This is a genomic window from Streptomyces sp. NTD91 (assembly GCF_059510455.1).
Genome location: NZ_JCAJZW010000028.1, coordinates 41,277 through 67,079 on the forward strand (window position 1 = coordinate 41,277; position 25,803 = coordinate 67,079).

Below are 25,803 nucleotides of genomic sequence, written 5' to 3' on the forward strand. Positions count from 1 at the left end.
CTCCCCAAGTTCGAAATCAGCGTGCCGACCGGCACTGGACAGGGGCAGTCTATTCAGCAGAATTGATCACCCGGCTGAAGGGCTGCCCTGTGAACCGACCTCTCCCCGCGGTACGGCTGCGTGTCCCCACCCATGAGGACGCGATCGCCTGGCACCGGGTCTTCGACGACCCCGAGGTCATGGAGTTCTACGGCGGCAGACCCGCCGCGCTGTCGGTCTACGAGGAACTCACCGCGCGGCAGCGGCGGCACGACGCCGAACTCGGCTTCTGCCTGTGGACCGTGCTGGACGAGTCCGGTGAGGTCATCGGGTTCACCGGAGCGCAGCCCTGGCGGCCCGCCTGGGGGCCGGTCGGCGAGGTGGAGATCGGCTGGCGACTCGGGCGCGCGCACTGGGGCAGGGGGTACGTCACCGCGGCCGCGTGCGAGACCCTGCGGCGGCTGCGGGCGGCCGGGGTGCCGGAGGTGGTGGCGATGGTCCGGCCGGGCAACGAGCGGTCGATCGCGGTGACCAGGCGGCTCGGCATGGAGCCGGCGGAGACCTATCCGCATCCCACGCTGGACGAGGACGCCCTCTGCTTCCGACTCCGCCTCGACAGCGGACAGTAATCGTCTGTCACGGAAAGACACCAATCCCTTCCGGGTGGGGCGCGCGGGAGTTACCCTTCCAGTACCGCTGGGGGTGACATCTGTGCACATAACACCCAAAACACCCGAAGTGCGTGTGCCACGGCTGGTCGGACTGATGGCCGTGGACGCGCGCGAGACGGCCCGGGCGCAGGGCCTGTTCCTCAACGCGCCGGACCGCCCGGACTTCCACCTCGCGGTCGTCGACTACGTCGTGCGCCAGTACCCGAGTCCCGGCGCCGAGGTGCCCCGGGACTCGATGGTGTACGTGTGGTTCGACTTCGGTGAGGGCGAGGGCGGCGGAGGCGTGCGTGAGCCACGCATCCCGCGGCCGCCCACCGGTGGCCTCCAACGCGAACTCGGCGAGCCCGGCGACGCGTTCGAGGTGATCAACCGCTGAAGCCCGGCCGGGCCTCAGCTCTCCTTGAACCCCCGGTGCAGCGCGACCACACCGCCGGTGAGGTTGCGCCATGCCACCTTCGTCCAGCCCGCCTTCCGCAGCCGCTCGGCGAGGGCGGGCTGGTCGGGCCAGGCGCGGATGGACTCGGCGAGGTACACGTAGGCGTCCGGGTTCGAGGAGACGGCGCGCGCGACCGGCGGCAGCGCCCGCATCAGGTACTCGGTGTAGACGGTCCGGAAGGGCGCCCAGGTCGGATGGGAGAACTCGCAGATCACCACGCGTCCGCCGGGCCGGGTCACCCGGTACATCTCCGCGAGCGCCGCGTCCGTGTCCTGGACGTTGCGCAGCCCGAAGGAGATCGTCACGGCGTCGAAGGTGTCGTCCTTGAACGGCAGCCTGGTCGCGTCGCCGGCCGTGAAGGGCAGCCAGGTGTGCCGCTTCTTGCCGACCTGGAGCATGCCCAGGGAGAAGTCGCAGGGGACGACGTAGGCGCCGCTCCGCGCGAAGGGGAGCGACGAGGTGGCCGTACCGGCGGCGAGGTCGAGGACCTTCTGCGCGGGGCGCGCGTCGACCGCCCTCGCCACCTCCTTGCGCCAGCGCCGGTCCTGGCCGAGCGACAGCACGTCGTTCGTCAGGTCGTACCGTTCCGCCACGTCGTCGAACATCGAGGCGACTTCGTGCGGCTGCTTGTTCAGGGAAGCGCGGGTCACCCGCCCATTGTGGCAGCAGGGGGTACGGAACGGGCTCAGCGGCCCCGGTACACCAGCCGCCCACCGATGACGGTCGCCACACAGGTGCCGGCGCCGCGGCGGACCAGTTCGGCGCGGTCCGCGACGTCGAACACGGCGAAGCGGGCGGGCCCGCCCGGGACCAGCCGCGGCAGCAGGACCAGCGGGGTCGGGGACAGTGTCGCCGGACCCGGAAGGCGCTCGGGCCGCTGCCCCACCGCGAGCCCGGCCCTGCGCACCGCGTCCGCCACGGCCCGCGACCGGAACTCCCCGGCCACCGCCACCGTGCCGTGCGCCAGCATCCGCTGCACCCCGCGTCGCGCGCTCGCGCCGAGGCGCGCGGGATCGCTGCGGAAGATCTCCCTCGCCCGCGCCCCGCCGATGGGCTCGGCGCCGAGGACGTCGGCCTCGCGCGGGTCGGGGTGATAGGTGGCCTCCAGCAGCTCCGGACCGTACGGGTTCAGCAGCCCCGGGGTGAGGATTCCGGGCCAGCGCCGCACCCTCGCCCGGGGCTCGGCGGCAGCCAGTTCCTCGTACGGGCCGACGGCGGCGACGGTCGCGCCGTCGACCAGGACGGCCACCCCGGGAGAGCGCTCGGCGATGTGAAGTGTCAGCACGGGGCGCCTAGTTGGAGGTCAGCAGCTTCAGTTCCGGGTGCGCCGTGCCGCCCTCGATGGCCGTGGAGGAGATGTGGGAGACCACGCGGTCGTCGACGGGGTCGTTCGCCGGGTCGTCGTGGACGACGAGGTGCTCGTACGTCGTGGAGCGCTGGGCCGGGACCCGGCCCGCCTTCCTGATCAGGTCGATGATCTCGAGGCGGTTGGAGCGGTGCTTGGCGCCGGCCGAGGAGACCACGTTCTCCTCCAGCATGATCGAGCCGAGGTCGTCCGCGCCGTAGTGCAGCGACAGCTGACCGACCTCCTTGCCCGTGGTCAGCCACGAGCCCTGGACGTGCCGGACGTTGTCCAGGAAGAGGCGGGCGACGGCGATCATGCGGAGGTATTCGAAGAGGGTGGCCTGGGTGCGGCCCTTCAGGTGGTTGTTCTCCGGCTGGTAGGTGTACGGGATGAAGGCGCGGAAGCCGCCCGTGCGGTCCTGCACGTCCCGGATCATCCTGAGGTGCTCGATCCGCTCGGCGTTCGTCTCGCCCGTGCCCATCAGCATGGTGGAGGTGGACTCCACACCCAGCCGGTGCGCCGTCTCCATGATCTCCAGCCAGCGCTCGCCGGACTCCTTCAGCGGGGCGATGGCCTTGCGGGGGCGCTCGGGAAGCAGTTCCGCGCCGGCGCCCGCGAAGGAGTCGAGGCCCGCCTCGTGGATGCGGGTGATGGCCTCCTCGACCGACACGCCCGAGATACGGGCCATGTGCTCGACCTCGGACGCGCCCAGCGAGTGGATGACCAGCTGCGGGAACGCCTCCTTGATGGCCCGGAAGTGCTTCTCGTAGTACTCGACGCCGTAGTCCGGGTGGTGGCCGCCCTGGAACATGATCTGGGTGCCGCCCAGCTCGACCGTCTCCGCGCAGCGGCGCAGGATGTCGTCGAGGTCGCGGGTCCAGCCCTTCTCCGTGTCCTTGGGGGCCGCGTAGAAGGCACAGAACTTGCACGCCGTGACGCACACGTTCGTGTAGTTGATGTTCCGCTCGATGATGTACGTCGCGATGTGCTCGGTCCCGGCGTACTTGCCGCGGCGTACGGCGTCGGCGGCGGCGCCCAGCGCGTGCAGCGGGGCGTCCCGGTAGAGGTCGAGGGCTTCCTCGGGCGTGATGCGTCCGCCCGCTGCGGCTCGGTCGAGCACGGACTGGAGGTCGGCCTTCTCGGTCACCGGGCGTCCCTTTCGTCAAGGGTTTGAATCATGGACAGTGCGCGAAGCGCTCGTACAAAAGTGGTGGGGTGGGCGGGCCGAACCAGCCTACGCCAGCGCTATCACCGCGAGGACGTCAGGCCGCGTACGCGCCGATCAGCAGCCCGGCGAGGGCACCGGCCAGCAGGAAGGGCCCGAAGGGAACCGCGCTCTTGCGGCTTGCCCGCCGCGTGACGACGAGCGCCGCGCCGTACAGCGCCCCGAGCAGGAAGCCGGCGAAGGTGCCGAGCAGGACGGTGGGCCAGCCGTACCAGCCGAGCACGGCGCCCGTCCCCACGGCCAGCTTCACATCGCCGAAGCCCATGCCGCCCGGGTTGACGAGGTACAGCGCGCAGTAGCCGGCGCCGAGCGCGAGGGCGCCGTACAGCGCGGTGAGCCAGTGACCGGCGTGCTCGGGCAGCAGCGCGGCGAGGCCCAGCAGGCCGAGGGCGGCGGCGGCGGCGGGCAGGGTCAGCGGGTCGGGCAGCCGCCGCACCCGGAAGTCGACCACGGCCAGCAGCACCCCGACGGGCGCGAGCAGCAGCCACACCACCAGCTCGGGGCGCGTGCCCGTGGCGACGGCGAGGGCGGCGCAGATGAGGGCCGTGGCGACGGCGGTCGGGAGTACGGCCGTACGACGGGCCTCTCCCGGGCAGGAGCCGCACGCGGTCCGGCCGAGCCAGCCGCGGATCGGATGACCGTCCGGGCAGCGGTCCCGCCAGGGCTCACCGGACGGTACGGCGAAACGGTGGACGGCGCGGGGCAGCAGCGTGCCGGCCAGCGCTCCCCACAGGACGGCGACGGCGGCCAGCGCACCCGTGCTCACCGCGCCCGACCGGCCTTCGACAGGCGCGCCACCGGGTTGCCCTCGGCGGAACTGTCCGAGGTGAACCTGAGATCGTCGCCGACCGGGGTCAGCTCGACCTGATGCGCGGTCGGCACGCAGTGACCGGGGTTGTCCGCCGCGCCTCTCGAGGTGGCGAGGACCTGGGTCTTCGTCACCTCCTTCAGGGTGAGGACGTCGGTGCACACGCCGCCGATCTGGTCGGTCTGCCGCAGCCGCCCCAACTCCTGCCCCACGGCGGCCTGGTGGACGGTGAGCCGGAAGGTGCCCTCGGGGAGGCTGCCGCCGAGTGCGGTGGCCTGCCCTTCCCAGGTGCCGAGGTAGCGGGCCGGGATCGCGCCGGGCCGGCCGCCTCCCTCGGCGGCGTCGCTGGAGGCTGCCGTCGGCGTCCGGGAGACCTGGGGGCGGCCGCCCGCGCCCGCGGCGTTGTCGTGCTGGGACCAGGGCCGCAGCAGCAGGCCGATGCCCAGCCCGCCCACGGCCAGGGCCCCGGCGGCCGCCAGCACGACCGTGCAGCTCAGCCGGCGCCCCCGGCCCCCCTCACCCGGCACGGCCGCGGCCGCCACGCTGACGGAGAGCCGGCCGGGCGGCGCCGCGTCCCGGGGCCCGGGCACGACGGTCGGCGCGACCCCCTCCACACCGGTCACGGTCTTCGGTGAAGCCCCGGGCATCGGCTCCCCCGGCCCGCCGGACGGCACGGCCGGAGCCCGCTGCGTGCCGGGCGGCGTGGGCGGCGGACCCCCGGCACGCATCACCGGTGCAGGGCCGAAGACGCCGCCGCCGGTCGGCGAGTCGGGGCCCGGCATGACCGCGGGTCCCGTCACCGCAGGCGTGTCGAACGCCACCGGTCCCGACCGGGCCGTCTCCCCCGTGTCCGGTGTGTCCAGGTTCAGCAGGCGTACGGCGCTGCGGCTGACCTGTTCCACCAGGGGGCCCGGGAGCCAGCCGCCGGCGATCAGGCGGGTGGCTCCTTCCGGGGCGAGGCGGCGACCGATGTCGGCGGGGGCGGGGCGGGCGGCCGGGTCCTTGGCCAGGCAGGCCGCCGCCAGGTCCCGCAACTCACCGTCCAGACAGTCGAATTCGGGCTCCTCGTGAACGACCTTGTAGAGCAGCGCGGCCGAGGTGTCGCCACGGAAGGGCGGTTCACCGGTGGCCGCGTGGACGAGGACCGCGCCGAGGGAGAAGACGTCGGCGGCACCGGTGGGGCCCTTGCCGAGGATCTGCTCGGGCGCCATGTAGCCGGGCGAGCCGACGGACACGCCGGTGGAGGTCAGGGACGCCGTACCGTCCGTGGCCCGGGCGATGCCGAAGTCGATGAGCAGCGGCCCGTCCAGGGTCAGCAGGACGTTGGACGGCTTCACGTCCCGGTGCACGAGCCCCAGTCCGTGTACGGCCGTGAGCGCCTCGGCGAGGCCCGCGCCCAGCGCCCGTACCGTGGGCGCGGGCAGGGGGCCGCTGTCTGCGACGGCGGCGGCGAGAGAGGGCCCGGCCGCGTACGCCGTGGCGACCCAGGGGACGGCCGCGTCCGGGTCGGCGTCGAGGACGGGCGCCGTCCAGGCGCCGCCGACCCGCCGCGCGGCCGCCACCTCGCGCCGGAACCGCGCGCGGAACTCCTCGTCCAGCGCGAAGTGCGGGTGCACGATCTTCACGGCGACCGTACGGCCGCCCGCGCTGCGGCCGAGGTAGACCCGGCCCATGCCGCCGGAGCCGAGCCGGCCGAGCAGCCGGTACGGCCCGACGGCGGCCGGCTCGTCCACGTCCAGCGGCTGCATGACGCGCTCCCCCCAACGCCCACGACCCCGGGGTCGCTGTCCAACGCCTGTGCAGGGCAGCCTAGTGACGCTCACTCAGGGCTGCAGCAGGTCCACCTCGACGTCCGCAGGGAAGCCGGTCGTCGGGCCGACACGGCGGGCGAACTCGGCGACGGCCTCCAGTTGCGCCGGGCCGAAGCTGAAGTCGAGGGTGGTGAAGTACTGGGCCAGGGTCGCCTCGTCGAAGGCCTCCCAGCGGGCGGCCTGTTCTGCGACCTTGGCGACCTCTTCCAGGGAGAGGTTGCGGGATTCGAGGAAGGCCTCGTGCACCTTGCGGGTGATGGCCGGCTCGCGATCCGCGTAGTCCCGGCGGGCCGCCCACACCGCGAAGACGAACGGCAGGCCGGTCCACTCCTTCCACAGCGTGCCGAGGTCGTGCACCTCGAGGCCGAAGCGCGGGCCGTCGTGCAGGTTAGCCCGCAGTGCCGCGTCACCGATGAGGACGGCGGCCTCGGCCTCCTGCATCATCAGGCTGAGGTCGGGCGGGCAGGTGTAGTAGTCGGGCTGGACGCCGTAGCGCTCGGCGAGCAGCAGCTGGGCGAGGCGGACAGAGGTGCGGGAGGTCGAGCCGAGGGCGACCCTGGCGCCGTGCAGGCGTTCGAGCGGGACCTGCGAGACGATCACGCAGGACATCACCGGGCCGTCGCAGCCGACGGCGATGTCCGGGAAGGCGACCAGGTCGTCGGCGTTGCGCAGGAACTCGACCAGGGTGACGGGACCGATGTCGAGGTCGCCGCGCACGATCTGCTCGCTGAGCTTCTCCGGGGTGTCCTTGGTGAGCTCGAAGTCGAGCAGGGTGCCGGTTCTCGCTAGGCCCCAGTAGAGGGGAAGGCAGTTCAGGAACTGGATGTGGCCGACGCGCGGCCGGGTGCGAGAATTGTCCACATCGCGAGACTAGACCCCGTCCTGTACGGTGCCGGTACCGGCCCCACCACCGAACGGCTCAGCGGCTGTTCAAACGTCCGGGTGACGTGATCTTGACCTCTATTGCTTTCGGCTGCCCGGATGCTAGGCTTGCCGCAAGTTGCAGTTTGGTTTCCCTTGCAGTACAGAGCCTGCGGAGCATGTGACCGCGGGCTCTCGTCGTTTTCAGACGTATGCAGTTGTGCAGCACCAGTTTCACACTTGCAGGTTCTGGAGCAGGGCAACCCTTTTTGAGCCCAAGGAGGGCTTATGGCTACCGGAACCGTTAAGTGGTTCAACGCCGAAAAGGGCTTTGGCTTCATCGCCCAGGAGGGCGGCGGCCCCGACGTCTTCGTTCACTACTCCGCGATCAACGCCACTGGCTTCCGCTCCCTCGAGGAGAACCAGGCGGTGTCCTTCGACGTGACCCAGGGCCCGAAGGGCCCGCAGGCGGAGAACGTCACCGCGATCTGATCTGCCCGATCCGATCGCCCCTGGTCGCAGAACCTGAGAGCAGTACCCAAGGAGCCCCGCGCCGTTTCGGCGACGGGGCTCCTGCCTTTTCCGGCCGGTGCGGCCGGTGCGGCTGTCGTGATCGATCGGCGGCCTCCTCGTCGATCGCCGTGGCGATCGATGAATTTCCGGCGAATTCTCTACATGTGTTGCATGACGAGGACGAAGGTCGTGCCCGGCAGCAGCGCCTCGTACGAGTGCGCCACGTCGCCCCGATAGGTCATGTAGTCGCCGGGACCGAGTTCGGCCTCCTGCCCCGCCGGGCCCGCCTTCACCCGGCCCGAGCCCACGATCAGGTGCTCGACCGTGCCGGGGATGTGCGGTTCGGACATGCGTGCCGCGCCGGGCTCGGCGCCCAGGCGGTAGATGTCACGACGGGCTCCCGGAGCGCTCGCGGACAGCAGGGTGGCGACGTAGTCGGCCTGCCCCGAGGCGACCGACGGGCCCTCGCCGGCCCGGATCACCTGCACGCTCGGCGCCGGCGGTTCGACCAGGGCGCTGAACGGCACGCCCAGCGCGACCGCGAGCGCCCAGAGCGTCTCCACGTTCGGGTTGCCGCTCGCCGCCTCCAGCTGGGAGAGCGTGGACTTCGCGATTCCGGCGCGTTTGGCCAGCTCGGAGAGGGACAGGCCGGAGCGGGTGCGCTCGCGCCTGGCGAGGCGGCGATCCATTCCGGGGGCGCTGCTGGCGTGGTTCAGGGCGCCGTTCGTCGTGGTGGTCGTGGGGTCGGCGGGCATGACGGCGATGTTGAGGCTGGCCGGGGTCGCCTGACCCGCCGGCCCGGCTCGGTCGGCTGGAAGGTCCCCGGCGCTCTTCGCCGAGTTGCACCGGGTGCTGAGCCCCGGCGGGCACCTGCTCCTCGCCTTCCAGGTGGGCGAGGAACCGCACCGGCTCGACCGGCCGTGGGGTCACCCCGTCGCACTGGACTTCCAGCGGCGCCGGCCCGAGCGGATCGCGGAACTGCTGGGGGCGCCGGGTTCGCCCTCGGCTCCAGCACCGTGCGCGCACCGGAGGAACGGGCCGGGGAGTCCGTCCCGCAGGCCTTCGTGTTCGCCCGCAGGTCCTCCGGCCCCGCAGGCACGTGAGGACCAGCGTTTTGAGTGGTTCTGCACTGTTCCGCGAGACCTTGAGGACCGCTGGAGGACCGCTGGAGAAACACTCGAGAGCCACTCGAGAAACGCTTGAAACCAGGAGTACCGGTGGGCTGACCTGCTTCGGGAACCAGCGGGGAAGGCATGGGGATCGACGCCCAAGAGCATCGATCGCGTCGCCGGGGAGCAGCCGGCGGCCGGATGACGATCCGCACCTGCGATCCGTCACCGCCGATCCGTCTCCAGCGATCCGTCGCTGTGATCCGTCTCTTCCTGGGGGTTTCCACATGCGTTCCATCGCCTCGCACACGAAGACGGTTCTGGTCGCGCTCACCGGCACGGGCGTCCTCGCGCTCGGCACCGCGGCGGCCGTTCCGGCGACCGGTGTGCAGGACCGGTTCGTGCGCGTCGCCGCCGACCTGACCGGTCACCAGGCGAACCCCGGCCCCGCCCTCGCGGACGACCGCGACCCGTTCGCCGTCAAGCCCTGACCGCGGCCGGCACCCGGCACCGGTCCCTGACCGCACCGCCCCACGCACCGGTCAGCGCAGCGCCACGGCACCGTCCGGGCTCACCCCCCGGCCGGTGCCGTTTCCACGCGACCACCGACCGTCGGCCGGACCCGGCTTCACACGCCGCGTCGACCGGGCCCAGCCGTCACACCGGCCTCAGCGCGGGGCGGCGGGGGCGCGGTGAGGATCCGTCGGGGCGTGGAGCGGGGACACCTGCCGGGCGTGGGCGCAGGCCCCTACAGCCGCCGCCCCGCCTCCGTGACCCCCATCGCGTCGTACAGCGCCTCCGCCGCCCGCAGGTGCCGCGACGCCGTCCTGCCGTCGCCCAGGGCCTCGGCCGCCTCCGCCATGCCGTGCAGGGCGCGGGCGATCTCGATGCGGTAGCCGAGGCGGGTGGCCAGTTCGTGGGCACGGCGGTGGAGTTCCATGGCGCGGTCGGCCGCTCCCGCGCGCAGGTGGACCGAGCCGACCACGTTCACCACGGACGACTGACGCAGCACCGTGCCCCCGGTCGCGACGAGGTCCAGGGCGCGCTCGGCGTGTTCCGCGGCCAGGGTCACCTCGCCGAAGCGCTGGCAGACGCGGGCCCAGTGGGCGAGGACGAAGGCGACGTTGCCGGGCTGTCGGGACTCGTCGCACAGTTCGAGTGCCTGGGACAGGCAGGCCCGCGCCCGTTCGTCCTCGCCGAGGCCGAAGTGGGCGAGCGCCAGCCAGGCCAACGAGGAGATCTCGTGGTTGCGTTCGCCGAGGCGCCGGTTCAGCTCGGTGGCACGGGCGGCGAGCGAGGCGCCTTCGGCGTAGTGGCCCGACCAGGTCTGTACGGTGCTGAGGTTGACCAGCGCCTCCGCCTCCGCCCGGTCCATGCCCAGTTCCCGGTGCAGGGCGATGCCCTGGGCGAGGTAGGACCGGGCCTCGTCGAAGTCGCCGAGCGCCCCGTGCAGCAGGCCGAGCACCTCGATGCTGAAGGCGCGGGTGCGGGGATCGGTGCCGTGGACGAGTTCCAGGGCCTCCTGGGCGGTGGTGATGCCGCCGTGGAAGTCGCCGAGCCACCACTGGCCCACGGCCAGGTTGCACAGGCTCAGGCTCAGCAGCACCGGGTCGTCGAGCTGCCGGCAGGCGGTCACCGCGACCCGGTTGACGACCCGGAACTCCTGGTAGTGGCCCCGCAGGTGGAGGTAGAAGAGCACGTTGCGGGCCAGGAGCGCGGCCGTACGGTGCATGCCGTGCGTGCCCGCCTGGGCGACGACCGCGAGCAGCGCCTCGCGCTCGCGGTCGAACCAGCGCAGCGCCTGCTCGTCGTCGTCCAGGCGTGGCAGCTCGGCCGTGCCGGGCTCGGGCAGGTCACCGTAGCGGTTGCGGCCGGGGAAGAGGATCTCGCAGGCCTGGTCGGTGGCGAGCGTGTAGTACGAGACCAGCCGCTCGACCGCCCCCTCCGAGTCGTCCTCCGCCTCCCGCACGCTCATCGCGTACGTCCGCACCAGGTCGTGGAAGCCGTACAGCCCCGCCTCGTGCTGTTCCAGCAGATGCGCGTCGAGCAGGTCCTCCAGGACGTCCTCGGCGTCATGGGCGTCGGTGGCGAGCAGGGCGGCGGCCGAGTGGACGTCGATGGCGCTGCCGGGGTGCAGTCCGAGCAGCCGGAAGGCGGCGCGCTGCTCCTCCTCCATCGCCTGGTACGACAGCCGGAGCGTGGCCTCGACGCTGCGCTCCCCCGCGCTCAGCTCCCGCAGTCGCCGGGTCTCGTCCGCGAGCCGGTCGACCAGGTACTGCACGGTCCAGCGGGGCCGGTTGCGCAGCCGGGCGGTGGTGACGCGCAGCGCGAGGGGCAGCCCGCCGCACAGGCCGGCGAGCCGGGCCACGGCCTGGGGTTCGACGCCGGTGCGGTCGGCGCCGAGCATGCGGGTGAGCAGGGTGACGCTGTCGTCGGCGGAGAGCAGCCCCAGGGAGAGCCACTCGGCGCCGTCGAGGTCGAGCATGCGGACCCGGCCGGTGAGGACGGCGAGGCAGTCCTCGGAGGCGGGCAGCAGGGGCCGTACCTGGGCAGCGCCCGCGGCGTTGTCGAGGACCAGCAGCAGCTTCCGCTGCGCGGAAACGGTTCTCCACAGGGTGATGCGCCGCTCCAGGTCGTCCGGGATGCGCTCGTCGGGGACGCCCAGGGTGCGCAGCAGCGAGTGCAGTACGGCGCCCGGTTCCTGGGCCTTCTCGCCGGGACTGAAACCGCGCAGGTCGACGAAGAGCTGCCCGCCGGGGTAGTCGGCGGCGAGCAGATGGGCGGCGTGCACGGCGAGGGCGGTCTTGCCGCTGCCACCCATGCCGTCCACCCCGATGATCCGGGTGCCCCGGCCCGCGGGCGCCCGGCCCACCTCGAGCAGGCGGGCCAGTTCGTCGTCACGGCCGGTGAAGTCGGGCAGGTCGTAGGGCAGGGTGCAGGGCGCGGCCGCCGGGCCGGTGGTCCGGGCGAGCGGGGCCGGCAGCAGGAGGGCGGCGCGGTCGGCCACGGACTGCGGCAGGCGGGGGGCGACCTCGGGGCTGTCGCGCAGGATCGCCTCGTACAGCCCGGTCAGTTCGACGCCCGGATCGATGCCCAGCTCCTCCACGAGCAGCTCGCGCACCCGGCCGAACTCCTCCAGCGCCTCCGCCTGCCGGCCGGCCCGGTACAGGGCCAGCATCAGTCGGCCGCGCAGGGTCTCCCGCAGCGGATGCGCTGTCACCAACTCCCTGAGCGGACCGATGAGTTCACCGGACTGGCCGCGTTCGAGCTGAAGCTCGTAGTACTGCTCGGCGATCGCCATGTGGCGCTCCTCCAGCGCCAGGGAGGCGGCGGAGATCACCGTGCCGCCGGCACCGGCCATGACCGGGCCCCGCCACAGGTCCAGACAGGCCCGCAGATGACCGACCGCCTCCTCGGGCCGGCCGTCGGCCATCGCCTGCCGGGCCTGTCGGGACCACTGGCCGAACTCGTGCAGGTCCAACTGGTGTTCACCGAGGACGGCGCGGTATCCGGGACCGTCGGTGACGATCAGGCGGGAGCCGTCCGGGATGCGGGTGCGCAGCGCGGCGACGGCCTTGCGGACCTGGTGGCCCGCGGTCTGCGGCGGCTCGTCGTCCCAGGCGGCGGCCACCAGCCGGCTGAGCGGCACCATCCGGCCCGGCTCGAGCAGCAGGGTGACGAGCACCCGTTCCTGTGTGGGACTGCCCAGCCGCACCCGGTGCTCACCGTGCCAGCCTTCCAGCGGGCCGAGGATGTTGAACCGTACGACAGGATGGCCCAATGCCGCCGATTCCACGTACCGTTCCCCCCGCTACGTTTCGTCGCCCGGCCCGAGATGTTCGGACCGATCCTAAGGTTGTACCCGAACCGGCAAGTGCGTGAAGGCCTCTTCACGCTACCGCCCGACGTCTCTCGGTACGAGCAGGACGAGCACCGTTTTCAAGCCAGTTGGAGCAGGACCGGGCGCATGTCCGAGGCAAGTGCCGGATCATGGCGGAGGATGGCGCTTTCCACCCGGCGCAGCGCCGGGGACGGCTCGATGCCCAGTTCCGCGTCGAGCCGGCCGCGCATGCGCCGGAAGACGTCGAGGGCGTCGGCCTGCCGCCCCGAGCCGTACAGGGCGATCATCAGCTGCTCGCAGAAGCGTTCGCGCAGCGGGTGGTTGGTGTGCGCCTCGGCCAGCTCGGCGAGCAGGGCCGCGTGGTGGCCGAGCCGCAGCTCGGCGTCGAAGCGCAGTTCCATCGCCCGCATCCGGTACTCCTCGTAGCGGGCCCCGGCCAGCTGGCACAGGGTTCCGCCGGGGAAGCCGCCGAAGACGGGACCGCGCCACAGGCCGAGCGCCTCGCCGAGCAGCCGTGCCACGTGCGCCGCGTCGCCGGGCGACGCCGCCTCCGCCTGCCGTACGGCCGCCATGAACTCCGCCGCGTCCAGCTCCCCGTCGCCGACGACGAGCCGGTAGCCGGAGGGGTGGATGGTGACCCGGGACGTCGGCCGGTCCGGCTCCAGCGCGCGCAGCTTCCGACGCAGCCTGCTGACGTGCGCCTGCAGCGCGTTCGCCTGGTTGTCGGGTACGGCCTCGCCCCACATCTCCTCGACCAGGCACTCTCCGGACACCGGGCGGCCCTCGCTGACCAGCAGGGTCTGCACGAGGACGCGCTGCAGATCGCCGGAGATCTCCGCGGGCCCGGACACGGTACGGATCTGCAGTGCCCCGAGTATCGAGAACTTCAGCACCTGACTCGGCCTCCTGTCGACGTCGCTGGCGTCGTCGTCCTGATTCCGGCGACGTATCAACAGTGCGGCGGGGCTCTACCGGTTCGTTCCCGATCCGTTCCCGGTGACCAGCTCGGTCAGGGAGGTCACCCGCTGGGCCGCCACCTCGGGTGAGTCCGCGTGCACGACGAGATGCCCGGGACGCAGGGAGTCCGGCGGCGACACGTGCCGCACGTGCGGCAGCACGCCGACCTCGCCGGTCTCCAGCCGCCACGGCGGGTTGAGCACGGCCGCCGCCGCGTACCGGCCCGGCCGCACCGTGTCCACCAGCCGCCCGGCCAGCACCTCCACGGCCCCGGCCGCCAGGTCGAACCCGCCCGCGACCCTCAGCAGCTCCGGCACCGGGTCCCTGGCCAGCGCCGCCCGGCAGCCGGTGATCACCGGCCCGGCCGCCGTCAGCACGACGTTCGTGTGCCCCGGCCCGTACTGGTACCCGGTCAGATCCAGCAGGGCGGTCACCACGGCCCGCACCTCGGCCGCGGCGTCCTCCGTCAGCGGTGCCGGGTGCAGCAGCCCGTACGGCATGCGGGCGGTGATCCCCACGGTCTGGTGCATCCCGTGCACACTGAGCGTCTCCACGCTGAGCCGCGTTCCGCCCGTGGCGGGTACGGCGGCGTCCGGCGACAGCCGGTTGTCGCGCACGAGCCGCCGTACGGCCTCCGGGTCGGCGAGCACCCTGAGGGACCGGGCCGGGTTGACGAACAGCCCGGCCGCGGCGGCCTCCTTCAGCACGGGGCCCAGCGCCCGCTCATCCAGCGGGTCGGCCTCGGCGGAGCGCACTTGGACACCGGTCCGCGCGGCCTCGTGGAGGAGACGCTGGTCCGGGTTCAGCAGGAAGATCCGGCGAACGTCGTTGTCTTCTTTCATGCCTCTGCTCGGGTGGACGGAGTCGGCGAGGGTGGAACGGCAGCCTACGAACGGGGGTTACCGATCCGGTCCCGGTCGGTTCCCGAGGACAGAAAGGCCGCCCAGGCGGCGGGGCCGACGGTGAGGTGGGGGGCGGCGGGGGTCTTCGAGTCGCGGATGTGGACGGCGGCGGGGTGGACGGCCACTTCGAGGCATTCGCCGCCTTCACCGCCGCTGTGGGTGGACTTGGGCCAGGTGTAGGCGGGCTCGACGCAATCGCCGCCCTCGCCGTCGCTGTAGCTGGACTCGAACCAAGCAAGGTCCTCGACGCTCACAGCTCCTCCAGCTTCCGAGTGATCAGGGAGCGGGACTCCCTGGGACTGAGTGCCATTGCGCGCATGGTCCCATAGCGGTCGGCGATCTTCCGGACCTCCTCCCGGTCTGTGATGAGCTGAGGGAATCCCTGTGCCTCCACGTACGCCACTTGGCCATGCCCTTTGGGTACCAGGAGGTTGAACGCGCTTCCCGGGTCGGGGTGTTCCTCCATGTTCGTCGGCATCACCTGGATCTCGACGTTCTGCATGCGGCTCAGGTTGAGCAGGTGGCGCAGCTGCTCGGCGTGGACACGCCGCCCACCGATCGGCCGGTCGAGCACTGCCTCTTCCAGGATGTAGCTGACGATGGGCCGGGGACACCGCTGGAAGACCTGTTGACGAGAGAGACGGTCAGCCACCCGTTTCTCGATGGTCCCCTCATCGAGAAACGGCCGCCGCTGAGCGAACACGGCCCGTGCGTGCTCCTCGGTCTGCAGGAGGCCCTGCACCGCGTGATTGTTGTAGTGATGCAGTTCCACCGCCTCCGCCTCCATCGCCGCATATCTCCGGTACCACTCCGGATGCCGTGCCCGCGCCCTGCTCATCGCCTCCTCGACCTGGGGGAGGACCTCGATGAACAGCCCGCCCGCGTTGAGGAGGTCGTCCGCCTTCTTCAAGAACTCCGGCCTCGGCGTCCGTACCCCTCCCTCGTTCCATGGCGGAGATCTGGTCGGGGCCGTACCCCACCAGGTCGCCGAACTCCCGCTGATTCAGTCCCGCCCGCTCCCTCAGCAACTTCAACTGCCTACCCAGTACGACGAAGACAGTCGCCGATCCGTTCGCCTCGGCGGGCGTCTCCGGCCTGCGTTCCTCCACCGTCACCTCCGACACTCGTACTGCACGCGAACGCACCCGTACGACTACGCACAGTCGCCGGCCATCCCCTGGTCAGCGTAGGGAGAACCGACCACTCTCGGTGACGTGAACGCAGAAATCTCCACCCCCGCTCCCGAGGCCACCGAACTCGTCCAGCGCCACCCCTCTCGGGGCCCGGCTGACCCGGCGGCTCACCGCGCAGCAGCTCGCCACCTGGGGGTGTCCCCACGACAGCGACCAGAACGGCACTGCGCAACTGCTGGTGTCGGAGCTGGCTTCGAACGCCGTCACCCACGGTCGCGTGCCGGGCCGGACTTCGAGCTGCGGCTGCGGCTGCTGCGGGAGAAGGACACTTTGCGTATCGAGGTGAGCGGCGCCCGAGGGGACAGGGCGCCGCGGTTCCTGGAGGCCGGGCCGGAGGACGAGCACGGGCGCGGGCTCGTGATCGTCCTCGTCCTCGTCCTCTCCGCCCGCTGGGGCGTCACCGAGCGCACCGTCGGCAAGACGGTCTGGGCGGAACTCCCGCTCAGCCCGCGGCGGCGACGACCGTGTCGGCGAACGCCCGCGCCGGAGGGCTGAGGGCGTCCCAGCGGCGGACGGCCCAGCCGACGGGCAGGGGGCGCAGGCCGGGCAGCGGGACGAGCCGCAGTTCGCCCTCGCCGGGCACCGGCAGGCCCGGTACGGCGGGGACGACCGCCCGGCCCACGCCCAGCTCGGCGAGCAGCAGGGCCGTGTCCCAGTCGGCGACGCTCGTGTCGTAGGTGAAACGGACGCCCAGCTCGGTGCAGGCCTCGTCGAGGTGGGCGGCGGAGGTGGAGTTCGGGGGCAGCCGGATGAGCCGTACGCCGGTGAGGTCGGCCGCGTCGAGACGGGTGCGCCCGGCGAGGGGGTCGTCGGCGGCGACGGCGAGCACCCAGGGCAGTTCGGCGACCGTCCGCTGCTCGATGCCGCGCACCGGGGGGCCGACGGTGATCCAGGCCAGGTCCAGGCTGCCGTCGGCCAGGGCGTCGAAGGTGCCGCGTCCCGAACTGACCGTGCGGAACTCGAGGTTGACCCTGGGGTGGCGACGGCGGAAGGCGACCACGGCCTCGGACATGAAGTGCCGGACGGTGGTGGCGCCGGTGGCGACGCGGACGTACCCGCTGTGGCCGTCGACCAGGTCGCGCAGTCGCCGTACGGCGATGTCGAGCCCGGAGATGCCCTCCGCGGCGGCGGCTTCCAGTATCCGACCGGCCTGGGTCGGCAGAACGCCCCTGGGCAGCCGCTCCAGCAGCGCGACCCCCGTCTCCCGCTCCAGGCGCTTGATGTGCTGGCTGACGGCGGACTGGGTGCAGCCGAGGTCCCTGGCGACGGAACTGAGGCTGCCGGCACGGCACACGGCCACGAACACACGGAGGTCGTCGAGCGTCACAACACCCAAGCTATACCTTGGATCTGGCCAGCAAACCCAAGGATTGACTGGAATATCAGGGGCGTACGAGGATCACTGACGGGACACGGCCGACCCGGGCGGCAACCCGCTCCGCGCGCGAGGAGCGGGTGCCGACCCTCATGGGCCGGTGACCGGGCCGTACAGGGCCTCCACCTCGGCCGCGAAGTCGGTCATGATCTGCTCGCGGCGCAGTTTCATCGACGGGGTGAGGTGGCCGGCCTCCTCGGTGAAGTCCGTCGGCAGGACGGTGAAACGGCGGACGGACTCGGGCCGCGACACCAGCTTGTTGGCCTCGTCGATCGCGCGCTGCAGGACGGCCTCCAGTTCGGGGTCGCCGACGAGCAGTTCGGGCGGCACGGGGTGCTTGCCGATCATCTGGCGCCAGTGCCCGATGCCGTCGGGGTCGAGGGTGATGAGAGCCGCGACGTACGGGCGGCCGTCGCCGACCAGCATCACCTGGGAGATCAGCGGGTGCTGGCGCAGCCAGTTCTCCAGCGGCGCCGGGGCCACCGACTTGCCGCCCGACGTGATCAGCAGCTCCTTCTTGCGGCCGGTGATGGTCAGATAGCCCTCGTCGTCCAGCTCGCCGATGTCGCCGGTCGCCAGCCAGCCGTCCCGGGTCGCGGGGACGACGCCGCCGGCCTGCGGCTCCCAGTAGCCGCGCAGGACATGGTCGCCGGAGACGAGGATCTCGCCGTCGGCCGCGATGCGGATGCGGGTGCCGGGCAGCGGCCAGCCGACCGTGCCCAGACGGGGTTTGAGGGGCGGGGTGACGGTCGTGGCCGCCGTGGTCTCGGTCAGGCCGTAGCCCTCGAAGATCTCGATGCCGGCACCGGCGTAGAACGCGGCGAGGCGCCTGCCGAGCGGGGAGCCGCCGCAGATGACGTGCCGCACGCGGCCGCCCATGGCGGTTCGGATCTTGCGGTAGACCAGTGGGTCGTAGAAGGTGCGGGCCGTCTTCAGAGAGCGGCCCGGGCCGCTGCCGGCGCCGGTCTGCCGGGCCTCCAGCGCCTCGCCGAAGCGGACGGCGACCGCCGCACCCCGGTCGAAGACCGCACCCCGGCCGCCCGACTCGGCTTTCGCGCGGGCCGAGTTGTAGATCTTCTCCAGCATGTAGGGGATGGTCAGCAGGCAGGTCGGCCTGAAGGCGGCGAGGTCCGGCAGCAGGTCCTCGGCGGCAAGGCTCGGCGCGTGGCCGAGGCGGACCCGGGCGCGGACGCAGGCGATGGCCACCATGCGCCCGAAGACATGGGACATCGGCAGGAAGAGGAGTACCGACGGGATCTCGTCCTTGGCCTTGAAGACCGGGTAGAGCAGCTCGATCGCGTTGTCGACCTCGGCGAAGAAGTTGCCGTGCGAGAGCGCGCAGCCCTTGGGGCGGCCGGTGGTGCCGGAGGTGTAGATGAGCGTGGCGAGGGTGTCGGGGCCCAGCATGCCGCGACGTACGGCGACTTCCGCGTCCGGCACCTGCACACCGGCCTCGGCGAGCCGGGTCACGTGGTCCTTCTCCATCACCCACAGATGGCGCAGGTCGGGCAGGTGCTGGAGTTCGGGGCCGATGGCGGAGGCCTGGGCGGCGGTCTCGGCGATCAGGGCGACCGCGCCGGAGTCGTGCAGGATCCACCGGGCCTGGAACACCGAGGAGGTGGGGTAGATCGGCACGGTGACCAGACCGGCGGCCCAGGCGGCGAAGTCGAGCAGCGTCCACTCGTACGTCGTACGCGCCATGACGGCGATCCGGTCGCCCGGCACCAGTCCCTCGGCGATCAGTCCCTTGGCCACGGCCAGGACCTGCTCGGCGAAGTGGGCGGCCGTGACGTCCCTCCAGCGGCCGTCCTGGAGCCTGCGGCTGAGCACCACGGCGGCGGGGGCGGCGTCCGCGTTGTCGAACGGCAGGTCCGCCAGCGAGCCGTGCTTCACCGGGGATGCGAACGGCGGCACGGACACCTCCCGCACGGCGCCGTCCAGCCGCTGGACCCAGGGCTCCACGAGGACCGGCCGGCCGTCGTAGTCGGTGGCGGAGACGGCGGTGCCGGAGGAGACGGGGGCGTTCTGGAACGGGCTGGACACGGGCGGCTCCTGTGGCGTGCGTGCACCTGCGGCGCCTGGGCGGAAAGGGTTACCGCAGGTTAGGGAGGCGATGGTACGGGTCGGCCGTGAGGAGATCGTGCGGGTTCGGGGGTGGTCCGGGGCCGGGGATGTGCAGCGTTGGGGTTTATGCGAGGGAGGCTCATGTTTGAGCGGCGACTCCGGGGTGACATAGGATTACCGACGGTAACTTACTCCAGAGCAAGCGGTGGGGGCAGGACATGACAGACCACGGTCTCGGCTCGCTACTGGTACGTGGCGCGCTGCGATCCCCGTTCAAACGGCCCTCCCCCGAGGCCGACTTCCCGCGCATCCGAGTGGTGCGGCCCGGCGTGCGGGTCGAACCGGGCCGGCTGGCCGCTACGAGCGCGTCTGCGGTTTCGCCACCGACGACGGCGACCTGCCGGTCACCTACCCACACGTCCTCGGCTTCCCCCTGGCCATGCAGCTGATGACCGACCGGGCCTTTCCGCTGCCCCTGCTCGGCCTCGTCCACACGCCGATCGAGATCTCCCGGTACACCCCCCTACCGGCGGCCGGGGAGTACGAACTCGCCGTCCACATCGAGGGGCTGACCCCGCACCGGCGTGGCACCGAGGCCACGGTGACCACCGGGATGCGGGCCGCCGGGAAGGTCGTATGGGAGTCGCGCAGCACCTATCTCGCACGGCACCGCGCGGGGGCCTCCCGCGGATCGACCGGGGAAGCGGACGGGAAGGCGCGGAAGGGACAGGATGCCGCACTGCCCGTCGTCGCCGCGTGGCGGCTGGGCGGGGACATCGGGCGGCGGTACGGGGCTGCCCGGTGCGGCGAGAGCGCGTGCCGGGCGTCGCGACGGGGCGAACGTCGCCTGTTGCGGCACTAGGGCGTGTTTCGAAAGTCCCGTCTGGTCCGCGACGCCTGACAGGGCACCTCGCCGCATTGTCGGGATCGTCCACGTACGCCCGGTACGAGGACGACCCTCCGCCCTGCGATGCACCGCACCAGACGCCGCGGACCCCGCCCTCCGGGCGGACGACGCTACTTTCGAAACACGCCCTAGGCCTGTGTGACAATTCGCGTCGTTGCCGAAGGGCGGCGGCGCGGCGAACGTCGCCCGCCGGGGCACTAGCTGTCGTCGGGGTGCTTCGCCGTCGCCGGGTGCGGGTCCGCCGCGGCGTGTCGCACAGTTCGCCGCGCCCCTCCGTCTTCTTCGGGCGCCGGAGTCCACCGGTTGCCGCCCAGAAGATTGCCCAGCCCCGACCACGCGAAGTTCATCAGGGTGGTCGCCGCCTGGCTCGCGGTGACTCCGGGCGTCGCGTTGGCCCACGCGGCCAGCGACTCCGCCGCGCCCATCAGCGCCTCGGCCAGCCCCGCGACCTGGTGCTCGGGCAGGTCGGGAGCACGGTGGGCCTCCCGTGCGGCGGCCGCGAACAGGCGGGTCACGAACGCGACGATCTCCTCGCGCATCGCGGCGACCTCGGCCGTGAAGGGCTCCCCGTGCGTACGGGCCTGGAGGTGCAGCACGGACCAGGCGTCGGGGTGCTCGGCGGTGTGCGCGAAGAACGCCTGGAGGCCGTCCCAGAGCCGGCGGTCGGCGGGCAGGTCCGTACGGATCCCGGCGCGGACGGCATCCGTCAGGGCGGCGGCCGCACGCCGGATGCAGGCGGTGAAGAGGTCTTCCTTGGAGTTCAGGTAGAGGTAGACCAACGGCTTGGAGACACCGGCGAGTTCGGCTATCTCGTCCATGGAGGCGGCCATGTAGCCACGTTGGCCGAAAATGCGTACCGCGGCGTCGAGCATCTGCTGCTCGCGCACGGCCCGCGGCATCCGTCTGGTCTTCGCCCCACCCATGGGGACAAGACTAGTGCCGCGGCAGGCAACGTTCGCCCGTCGAGGAGCGGCGTCCGGTGCGTGCTCTCGGCGTGCCGGGTGCAAGCCCCCGTACTGGATGTACGTGGGTTTGTGCCCGGTGCGGCGAGTGGGGGCACCTCCCACGCCCTTGAGGCAGTGGGGGAGCGTGCCAGGCGTCGCGACGGGGCGAACGTCGCCTGTTGCGGCACTAGTTGGACGCGGCTGCCTCGCCCTGCGCTCGCGCGGCGTCGTCGGCGATGTCCTCCTGGCTGCGGTTGGCGTCCAGGTTGGCCTTCATCCGGTCGACCTTGTTCACGATCTGCACCGAGGCCCGGTCCCGCTCCTTGCGCAGCACCACCCAGCTGATCGGCGCCGAGAGGACCAGGGCGAGCAGCAGCACCCACAGGCCGTTGGAGCTGCCGAAGCCGCGCGGGAAGATGCCGGAGTAGACGGCTCCCCAGACGACGACGAGGCAGCCGGCGAAGATGCCGAGGCGCATCAGCGTGTAGCGGAGCATCTCAATCCAGTCGTCCGATTCCAAAAAGGGTCATCGTCCAGTGAACCATGACAGACTCGAGATCTTGCAGGGGGGTCGGCAGCGGGGCGTCAGTGCAGCGGCAGGAGCATGATCACGTCGTCGCGGTCGTCGCCGGGCGCGACCCGGATGGCGCCGGGGACACGGCCGACCTCCTTGTAGCCGCAGGAGCCGTAGAACCGCTCGAGGCCGAGGCCGCCCCGGCAGGTGAGCCGTATCGCGTGTACGCCGTCGAAGGCGCGGGCCGCGTCCGCAGCGGCGGCGAGCAGGTCACGACCGTACCCCTTGCCCTGGTGCTTCGGGTGGACCATCACCGTGTAGAGCCACACCCAGTGCGTCTGGAGCCGGTGCGTGTTGAAGGCGAAGAACGCGGTCGCGGCCGGCGCGCCCGTCTCGTCGCACCCGACGAGCAGCCGGTGCCTGCCCTCCGCCATGGCCACGAGGTGCTTCACCAGCTCCGGCCGGACGTCCTCCCGGCTCACCGGCGGGACGAAGCCGACGGCGCCGCCCGCGTTGGAGACGTCCGTCCACAGGTCGAGGACGCCGTCGCGCAGGGCCGGGGTGATGGCGGGGTCGAGCGTGAACGTAAGTGGCATATGACCACTGTACCTATTACCCGAGAGCGTGTGCAGCCACTTTCAGATCAGCGACCAGCCCCTGGTAGGCGGCCTTCCTGTCCTCGTCGTCCTGGGCCCGCAGCACGGAAGAGGGATGCACGGTGGGCACCAGCCGCTCGGGCCGCCCGTGGATCTCCCGCTCCAGTACGGTGCCGCGCACCTCGCCCACCCGGAAGGACGACCCCAGCAGCGCCTTCCCGGCCGTCGCGCCGAGCACCACGATCAGCTCCGGCTCGACCAGCGCCAGCTCCGCCGCGAGCCACGGGCCGCAGGCCGTCATCTCCCGCAGGCTCGGCGTCTTGTGGATCCGGCGCTTACGGGGCTCGGCCCGGCTGAACTTGAAGTGCTTGACCGCGTTGGTCACATAGGCGTCCCCCGGGTCGATGCCGGCCTCGGCGAGCACCCTGTCGAGCAGCTTGCCGGCGGGGCCGACGAAGGGTGTGCCCCGGCGGTCCTCCTGGTCGCCGGGCTGCTCCCCGACGAGCATCACGCGCGCGTGGGCGTTTCCGGCGCCGAACACCGTCCGGGTGGCGTGCTCGTGCAGGGGGCAGCCACGACAGCCCTGCGCCGCGCGGCGCAGGCCGTCCAGGTCAGCGCCCTCGGGGACGAAGGGCTCCGCGGTGTAGGCGTCCTCGGGGGCGGCTGTACGTGGTGTCACGGCCGACGAGTACCCGTACGGCACTCATGCCACTCTTCACACCCGCATCGGCTGAGGCGAGTCGCGGCGCGCCGGGTCCGGGCCGTCGTACTCGCGGATGATCTCGTACCGGGTGTTGCGCTCCACCGGCCGGAACCCCGCGTCGCGGATCAGCTCCAGCAGGTCCTCCCGGGTCAGCCTGTTCGGCGTGCCGAAGTTGTCCGCGTCGTGCGTGATCTTGTATTCGACGACCGAGCCGTCCATGTCGTCCGCCCCGTGCTGGAGGGCCAGCTGGGCGGTCTGCACGCCGTGCATCACCCAGAAGACCTTCACGTGCGGCACGTTGTCGAACAGCAGCCGCGACACCGCGAACGTCTTCAGCGCCTCGGCGCCGGTCGCCATCGTCGTACGGGCCTGAAGACGGTTGCGGATCTTGCCGTCCTTCACGTCCACGAAGTCGTGCTGGTAGCGCAGCGGGATGAAGACCTGGAAACCGCCGGTCTCGTCCTGGAGTTCACGCAGGCGCAGGACGTGGTCGACCCGGTGGCGGGGCTCCTCGATGTGGCCGTACAGCATGGTGCACGGGGTCTTCAGGCCCTTCTCGTGCGCCAGGCGGTGGATGCGGGACCAGTCCTCCCAGTGGGTCCTGTGGTCCACGATGTGCTGCCGGACCTCCCAGTCGAAGATCTCCGCGCCGCCGCCGGTGAGCGACTCCAGGCCCGCGTCGATCAACTCGTCGAGGATCTCCGACGCCGACAGCCCGCTGATCGTCTCGAAGTGGTGGATCTCGGTCGCCGTGAACGCCTTCAGCGACACGTCCGGCAGCGCGGCCTTCAGCTCCCGCAGCGAGCGCGGGTAGTAGCGCCACGGCAGGTTCGGGTGCAGGCCGTTGACGATGTGCAGCTCGGTGAGGTTCTCCGACTCCATCGCCTTGGCGAGCTTCACCGCCTCCTCGATGCGCATCGTGTACGCGTCCTTCTCCCCCGGCTTGCGCTGGAAGGAGCAGTAGGCGCAGGAGGCCGTGCACACGTTGGTCATGTTGAGGTGCCGGTTGACGTTGAAGTGGACCACGTCACCGTTCTTGCGGGTGCGCACCTCGTGCGCGAGGCCGCCGAGCCACGCCAGGTCGTCCGACTCGTACAGCGCGATGCCGTCCTCGCGGGTCAGCCGCTCACCGGAGCGGACCTTCTCCTCCAGCTCGCGCTTGAGCCCGACGTCCATGCCAACACCTTTCCACGACAGCCCGACTGCACGGCCCACCGTATCCCTAGACCTCTTCGGGCAGCTCTCCGACCCGGTTCTCCCACTTGGTGGAGAGCACGATGGTGGTACGGGTCCGGGAGACGCCCTTGGTGCCGCTGAGCCGCCGGATGATCCGCTCCAGCCCGTCCACGTCGGTCGCGCGCACCTTGAGCATGTAGGAGTCGTCGCCGGCGATGAACCAGCAGTCCTCGATCTCCGGCAGATCCCGCAGACGCTGGGCGACGTCCTCGTGGTCGGCGGCGTCGGAGAGCGAGATGCCGATCAGCGCGGTGACGCCGAGGCCGAGCGAGGCCGCGTTCACCGTGGCGCGGTATCCGGTGATGACACCGGCCGCCTCGAGACGGTTGATCCGGTCGGTGACGCTGGGGCCCGACAGGCCGACGAGGCGCCCCAGCTCCGCGTAGGAGGCCCGGCCGTTCTCCCTCAGGGCCTGGATGAGCTGCCTGTCCACCGCGTCCATGCGATCGAAGCCTTCCGCTGAAGAGGTCTGAAGAGTTCCTGAAGTGATGAGACGTGTTGCGCTGTGCCCGCGTGGTGCCTACCGGTCCGTGCCGCCGCCCAGTTCGCCCTTCCAGCGCCGGTACAGGCCGTGCCCGACGCCCGCCGCGTCCAGCACCCGCCCGGCGACGAAGTCCACCAGGTCCTGGATGTGGGTGGCGCCAGCGTAGAAGGCGGGCGAGGTCGGCACGACGTGGGCGCCGGCGTCGTCCAGCGCGACGAGGTGCCGCAGTGTCTGGCCGTTCAAGGGGGTCTCCCGTACGGCCACGACCAGGGTCCGGCGCTCCTTCAGCGTGACGCTCGCCACCCGCTGGAGCAGGTCCTTGGACAGCCCGAGCGCCACGCCGGCCACACAGGCGGTGGAGGCGGGCACGATGAGCATCCCCTTCGCCGGGTACGACCCCGAGGACGGCCCGGCCGCGAGGTCGCCCGCGTTCCAGTACCGGACGGCGCTGATGTCGGCGTCGAAGACCCCGGGCTTGCCGTCGGCGCCCCGCGCCAGCCATTCCCGCAGGTCGTCCCGCCAGTGGGCGTCCCGGAAAGCGATGCCCGTCTCGTCCAGCAGGGTCAGCCGCGAGGCCCGGCTGACCACCAGGTCGACGCTCTCACCGGCGGCGAGCAGCGCCCGCAGCACGGCGGCCGCATACGGCGTCCCGGAAGCACCGGACACCCCCACGATCCAAGGCACGCGCTGCGATTCTCCTGCGTTCACACCTTGAGCGTACCGGTGGGTCGGGCAGGGCTCAGGCCGGGTGGGGAGCCTTCGGGTCGACGGGGAGGCGGGCGGTGTCCACCGTGAGGCCTCCGAGCTTCGTCTCCACCGTCAGCTTGTCCCCGTAGGGAAGCGTATCCCGGCCGAGGTATCCGTCCGGGCCGGGATTCCACAGCGTCACGAGGTGCCCCGTGCGGGGATCGAAGATCAGGTAGTTCGGGATGCCGCGAGCCGCCTACTGCTTGTTCTTGACCTCGTAGTCGTTGCGGACGCTGGCCGGAGAAACCACTTCGATCGCCAGCTCCACCAGGTCGGCAGGGTAGGCGGTGAGATTGCGGTTCTTCTCGGTTTCAGGGATGACCGCGAGATCGGGGCAGAACTCGAAGTCGTCGCTGAACGGGATCGCCACGTCGCTGATGAGACCCCACTCCGGCCGCAGCTGGGGTTCGAGCTGCGGCCACAACCTCATGATGGTCTCGTTGTGGAACGGCCCGAGCGGACTCATCACGATGTTGCCCTCGACGATCTCCATCCGGTATCCGCGGAACATGTCCTCGTACCGGGCGAGCTGCGAGTGCAGGCGGTCGCTGTCCGAGACGGTCACGTCGGCCTCCCTCTCTC

At 71.7% G+C, this 25,803-nt stretch carries 25 protein-coding genes and 4 pseudogenes; 6 read left to right on the forward strand and 23 right to left on the reverse strand.

Annotated elements, in window-relative coordinates:
* Nucleotides 1-89 precede the first annotated feature (89 nt).
* Entirely contained in the window at nt 90-608 is a 519-nt protein-coding gene (locus tag AC5WRT_RS25675; protein WP_496096486.1) for a GNAT family N-acetyltransferase, read from the forward strand.
* A gap of 109 nt (nt 609-717) precedes the next feature.
* Nucleotides 718-1,026 (forward strand): PASTA domain-containing protein, encoded by a 309-nt coding sequence (locus AC5WRT_RS25680; protein WP_496096485.1) that lies wholly within the window; start codon nt 718-720, stop codon nt 1,024-1,026.
* Nucleotides 1,027-1,040: 14 nt separating this feature from the next.
* On the opposite strand, the gene AC5WRT_RS25685 is transcribed toward AC5WRT_RS25680, so the two are convergent.
* The 6 genes from AC5WRT_RS25685 to AC5WRT_RS25710 form a co-directional block, all read right to left on the reverse strand.
* Nucleotides 1,041-1,736 carry a demethylmenaquinone methyltransferase gene (locus tag AC5WRT_RS25685; RefSeq protein ID WP_496096484.1) on the reverse strand — a complete coding sequence of 232 codons (696 nt, stop codon included), beginning with the start codon at nt 1,734-1,736 and terminating at the stop codon, nt 1,041-1,043.
* A gap of 35 nt (nt 1,737-1,771) precedes the next feature.
* Nucleotides 1,772-2,371: an imidazolonepropionase-like domain-containing protein gene (locus AC5WRT_RS25690; protein ID WP_496096483.1), complete on the reverse strand. Its 600-nt coding sequence runs from the start codon at nt 2,369-2,371 to the stop codon at nt 1,772-1,774.
* Between the two features lie 7 nt (nt 2,372-2,378).
* Entirely contained in the window at nt 2,379-3,578 is a 1,200-nt protein-coding gene (gene mqnC / locus AC5WRT_RS25695; RefSeq protein ID WP_496096482.1) for a cyclic dehypoxanthinyl futalosine synthase, read from the reverse strand.
* A gap of 115 nt (nt 3,579-3,693) precedes the next feature.
* Complete coding sequence (locus tag AC5WRT_RS25700; RefSeq protein ID WP_496100640.1) at nt 3,694-4,422, reverse strand: prepilin peptidase; 729 nt, start codon at nt 4,420-4,422, stop codon at nt 3,694-3,696.
* A complete protein-coding gene (locus AC5WRT_RS25705; RefSeq protein WP_496096480.1) occupies nt 4,419-6,212 on the reverse strand; it encodes a serine/threonine-protein kinase in 1,794 nt (597 codons plus the stop codon). Before AC5WRT_RS25705 ends, AC5WRT_RS25700 begins: the two co-directional genes overlap by 4 nt.
* 75 nt (nt 6,213-6,287) lie before the next feature.
* Nucleotides 6,288-7,136 carry a menaquinone biosynthetic enzyme MqnA/MqnD family protein gene (locus AC5WRT_RS25710; RefSeq protein ID WP_496096479.1) on the reverse strand — a complete coding sequence of 283 codons (849 nt, stop codon included), beginning with the start codon at nt 7,134-7,136 and terminating at the stop codon, nt 6,288-6,290.
* 288 nt (nt 7,137-7,424) lie between these two features.
* On the opposite strand from AC5WRT_RS25710, the gene AC5WRT_RS25715 reads away from it, so the two are divergent.
* Nucleotides 7,425-7,628 (forward strand): cold-shock protein, encoded by a 204-nt coding sequence (locus AC5WRT_RS25715; RefSeq protein WP_330338421.1) that lies wholly within the window; start codon nt 7,425-7,427, stop codon nt 7,626-7,628.
* Between the two features lie 179 nt (nt 7,629-7,807).
* Here the strand turns inward: AC5WRT_RS25715 and AC5WRT_RS25720 are convergent.
* Nucleotides 7,808-8,334: pseudogene (locus tag AC5WRT_RS25720) on the reverse strand (helix-turn-helix domain-containing protein).
* A gap of 711 nt (nt 8,335-9,045) precedes the next feature.
* Between AC5WRT_RS25720 and AC5WRT_RS25725 the strand changes: the two are divergent.
* Nucleotides 9,046-9,249: a hypothetical protein gene (locus tag AC5WRT_RS25725; protein WP_496096478.1), complete on the forward strand. Its 204-nt coding sequence runs from the start codon at nt 9,046-9,048 to the stop codon at nt 9,247-9,249.
* A gap of 257 nt (nt 9,250-9,506) precedes the next feature.
* On the opposite strand, the gene AC5WRT_RS25730 is transcribed toward AC5WRT_RS25725, so the two are convergent.
* The 5 genes and pseudogenes from AC5WRT_RS25730 to AC5WRT_RS25750 all read right to left on the reverse strand — a co-directional run bounded on the left by AC5WRT_RS25730 (nt 9,507) and on the right by AC5WRT_RS25750 (nt 15,567).
* Nucleotides 9,507-12,554 (reverse strand): AfsR/SARP family transcriptional regulator, encoded by a 3,048-nt coding sequence (locus tag AC5WRT_RS25730; RefSeq protein ID WP_496096477.1) that lies wholly within the window; start codon nt 12,552-12,554, stop codon nt 9,507-9,509.
* A 143-nt stretch (nt 12,555-12,697) separates the two neighbouring features.
* Nucleotides 12,698-13,492: an AfsR/SARP family transcriptional regulator gene (locus AC5WRT_RS25735; protein WP_496096476.1), complete on the reverse strand. Its 795-nt coding sequence runs from the start codon at nt 13,490-13,492 to the stop codon at nt 12,698-12,700.
* A 75-nt stretch (nt 13,493-13,567) separates the two neighbouring features.
* Entirely contained in the window at nt 13,568-14,398 is an 831-nt protein-coding gene (locus AC5WRT_RS25740) for an ATP-grasp domain-containing protein (protein ID WP_496096475.1), read from the reverse strand.
* 44 nt (nt 14,399-14,442) lie between these two features.
* Nucleotides 14,443-14,712 (reverse strand): DUF397 domain-containing protein, encoded by a 270-nt coding sequence (locus AC5WRT_RS25745; protein WP_496096474.1) that lies wholly within the window; start codon nt 14,710-14,712, stop codon nt 14,443-14,445.
* Nucleotides 14,709-15,567, reverse strand: a pseudogene (locus AC5WRT_RS25750) (helix-turn-helix domain-containing protein). Before AC5WRT_RS25750 ends, AC5WRT_RS25745 begins: the two are co-directional and overlap by 4 nt.
* A gap of 105 nt (nt 15,568-15,672) precedes the next feature.
* Here AC5WRT_RS25750 and AC5WRT_RS25755 point away from each other — a divergent pair.
* Nucleotides 15,673-16,146, forward strand: a pseudogene (locus AC5WRT_RS25755) (ATP-binding protein).
* Here AC5WRT_RS25755 and AC5WRT_RS25760 read toward each other — a convergent pair.
* Entirely contained in the window at nt 16,094-16,978 is an 885-nt protein-coding gene (locus AC5WRT_RS25760) for a LysR family transcriptional regulator (RefSeq protein WP_496096473.1), read from the reverse strand. The pseudogene AC5WRT_RS25755 and the gene AC5WRT_RS25760 overlap by 53 nt on opposite strands.
* Before the next feature lie 138 nt (nt 16,979-17,116).
* A complete protein-coding gene (locus AC5WRT_RS25765; RefSeq protein ID WP_496096472.1) occupies nt 17,117-19,069 on the reverse strand; it encodes an AMP-dependent synthetase/ligase in 1,953 nt (650 codons plus the stop codon).
* Nucleotides 19,070-19,308: 239 nt separating this feature from the next.
* Between AC5WRT_RS25765 and AC5WRT_RS25770 the strand changes: the two are divergent.
* Nucleotides 19,309-19,889 (forward strand): annotated as a pseudogene (locus AC5WRT_RS25770) (hypothetical protein); the annotation flags it as partial.
* Between the two features lie 305 nt (nt 19,890-20,194).
* On the opposite strand, the gene AC5WRT_RS25775 reads toward AC5WRT_RS25770, so the two are convergent.
* The 9 genes from AC5WRT_RS25775 to AC5WRT_RS25815 all read right to left on the reverse strand — a co-directional run bounded on the left by AC5WRT_RS25775 (nt 20,195) and on the right by AC5WRT_RS25815 (nt 25,786).
* Nucleotides 20,195-20,920 (reverse strand): TetR/AcrR family transcriptional regulator, encoded by a 726-nt coding sequence (locus AC5WRT_RS25775; protein WP_496096471.1) that lies wholly within the window; start codon nt 20,918-20,920, stop codon nt 20,195-20,197.
* Nucleotides 20,921-21,128: 208 nt separating this feature from the next.
* Complete coding sequence (locus AC5WRT_RS25780; protein ID WP_496096524.1) at nt 21,129-21,437, reverse strand: DUF4229 domain-containing protein; 309 nt, start codon at nt 21,435-21,437, stop codon at nt 21,129-21,131.
* An 89-nt stretch (nt 21,438-21,526) separates the two neighbouring features.
* Entirely contained in the window at nt 21,527-22,051 is a 525-nt protein-coding gene (locus tag AC5WRT_RS25785; protein ID WP_496096470.1) for a GNAT family N-acetyltransferase, read from the reverse strand.
* Between the two features lie 16 nt (nt 22,052-22,067).
* Nucleotides 22,068-22,730 (reverse strand): UdgX family uracil-DNA binding protein, encoded by a 663-nt coding sequence (locus tag AC5WRT_RS25790; protein WP_496096469.1) that lies wholly within the window; start codon nt 22,728-22,730, stop codon nt 22,068-22,070.
* Between the two features lie 36 nt (nt 22,731-22,766).
* On the reverse strand, nt 22,767-23,930 hold the full coding sequence (gene mqnE / locus AC5WRT_RS25795; protein ID WP_496096468.1) for an aminofutalosine synthase MqnE: 1,164 nt from the start codon (nt 23,928-23,930) through the stop codon (nt 22,767-22,769).
* A gap of 46 nt (nt 23,931-23,976) precedes the next feature.
* Entirely contained in the window at nt 23,977-24,432 is a 456-nt protein-coding gene (locus tag AC5WRT_RS25800) for an Lrp/AsnC family transcriptional regulator (protein WP_059251851.1), read from the reverse strand.
* A gap of 78 nt (nt 24,433-24,510) precedes the next feature.
* A complete protein-coding gene (locus AC5WRT_RS25805) occupies nt 24,511-25,158 on the reverse strand; it encodes a UbiX family flavin prenyltransferase (protein WP_496096467.1) in 648 nt (215 codons plus the stop codon).
* A 55-nt stretch (nt 25,159-25,213) separates the two neighbouring features.
* Nucleotides 25,214-25,363: a hypothetical protein gene (locus AC5WRT_RS25810; protein ID WP_496096466.1), complete on the reverse strand. Its 150-nt coding sequence runs from the start codon at nt 25,361-25,363 to the stop codon at nt 25,214-25,216.
* Nucleotides 25,364-25,417: 54 nt separating this feature from the next.
* Nucleotides 25,418-25,786 carry a Uma2 family endonuclease gene (locus AC5WRT_RS25815; protein WP_496096465.1) on the reverse strand — a complete coding sequence of 123 codons (369 nt, stop codon included), beginning with the start codon at nt 25,784-25,786 and terminating at the stop codon, nt 25,418-25,420.
* Between the last annotated feature and the right edge of the window lie 17 nt (nt 25,787-25,803).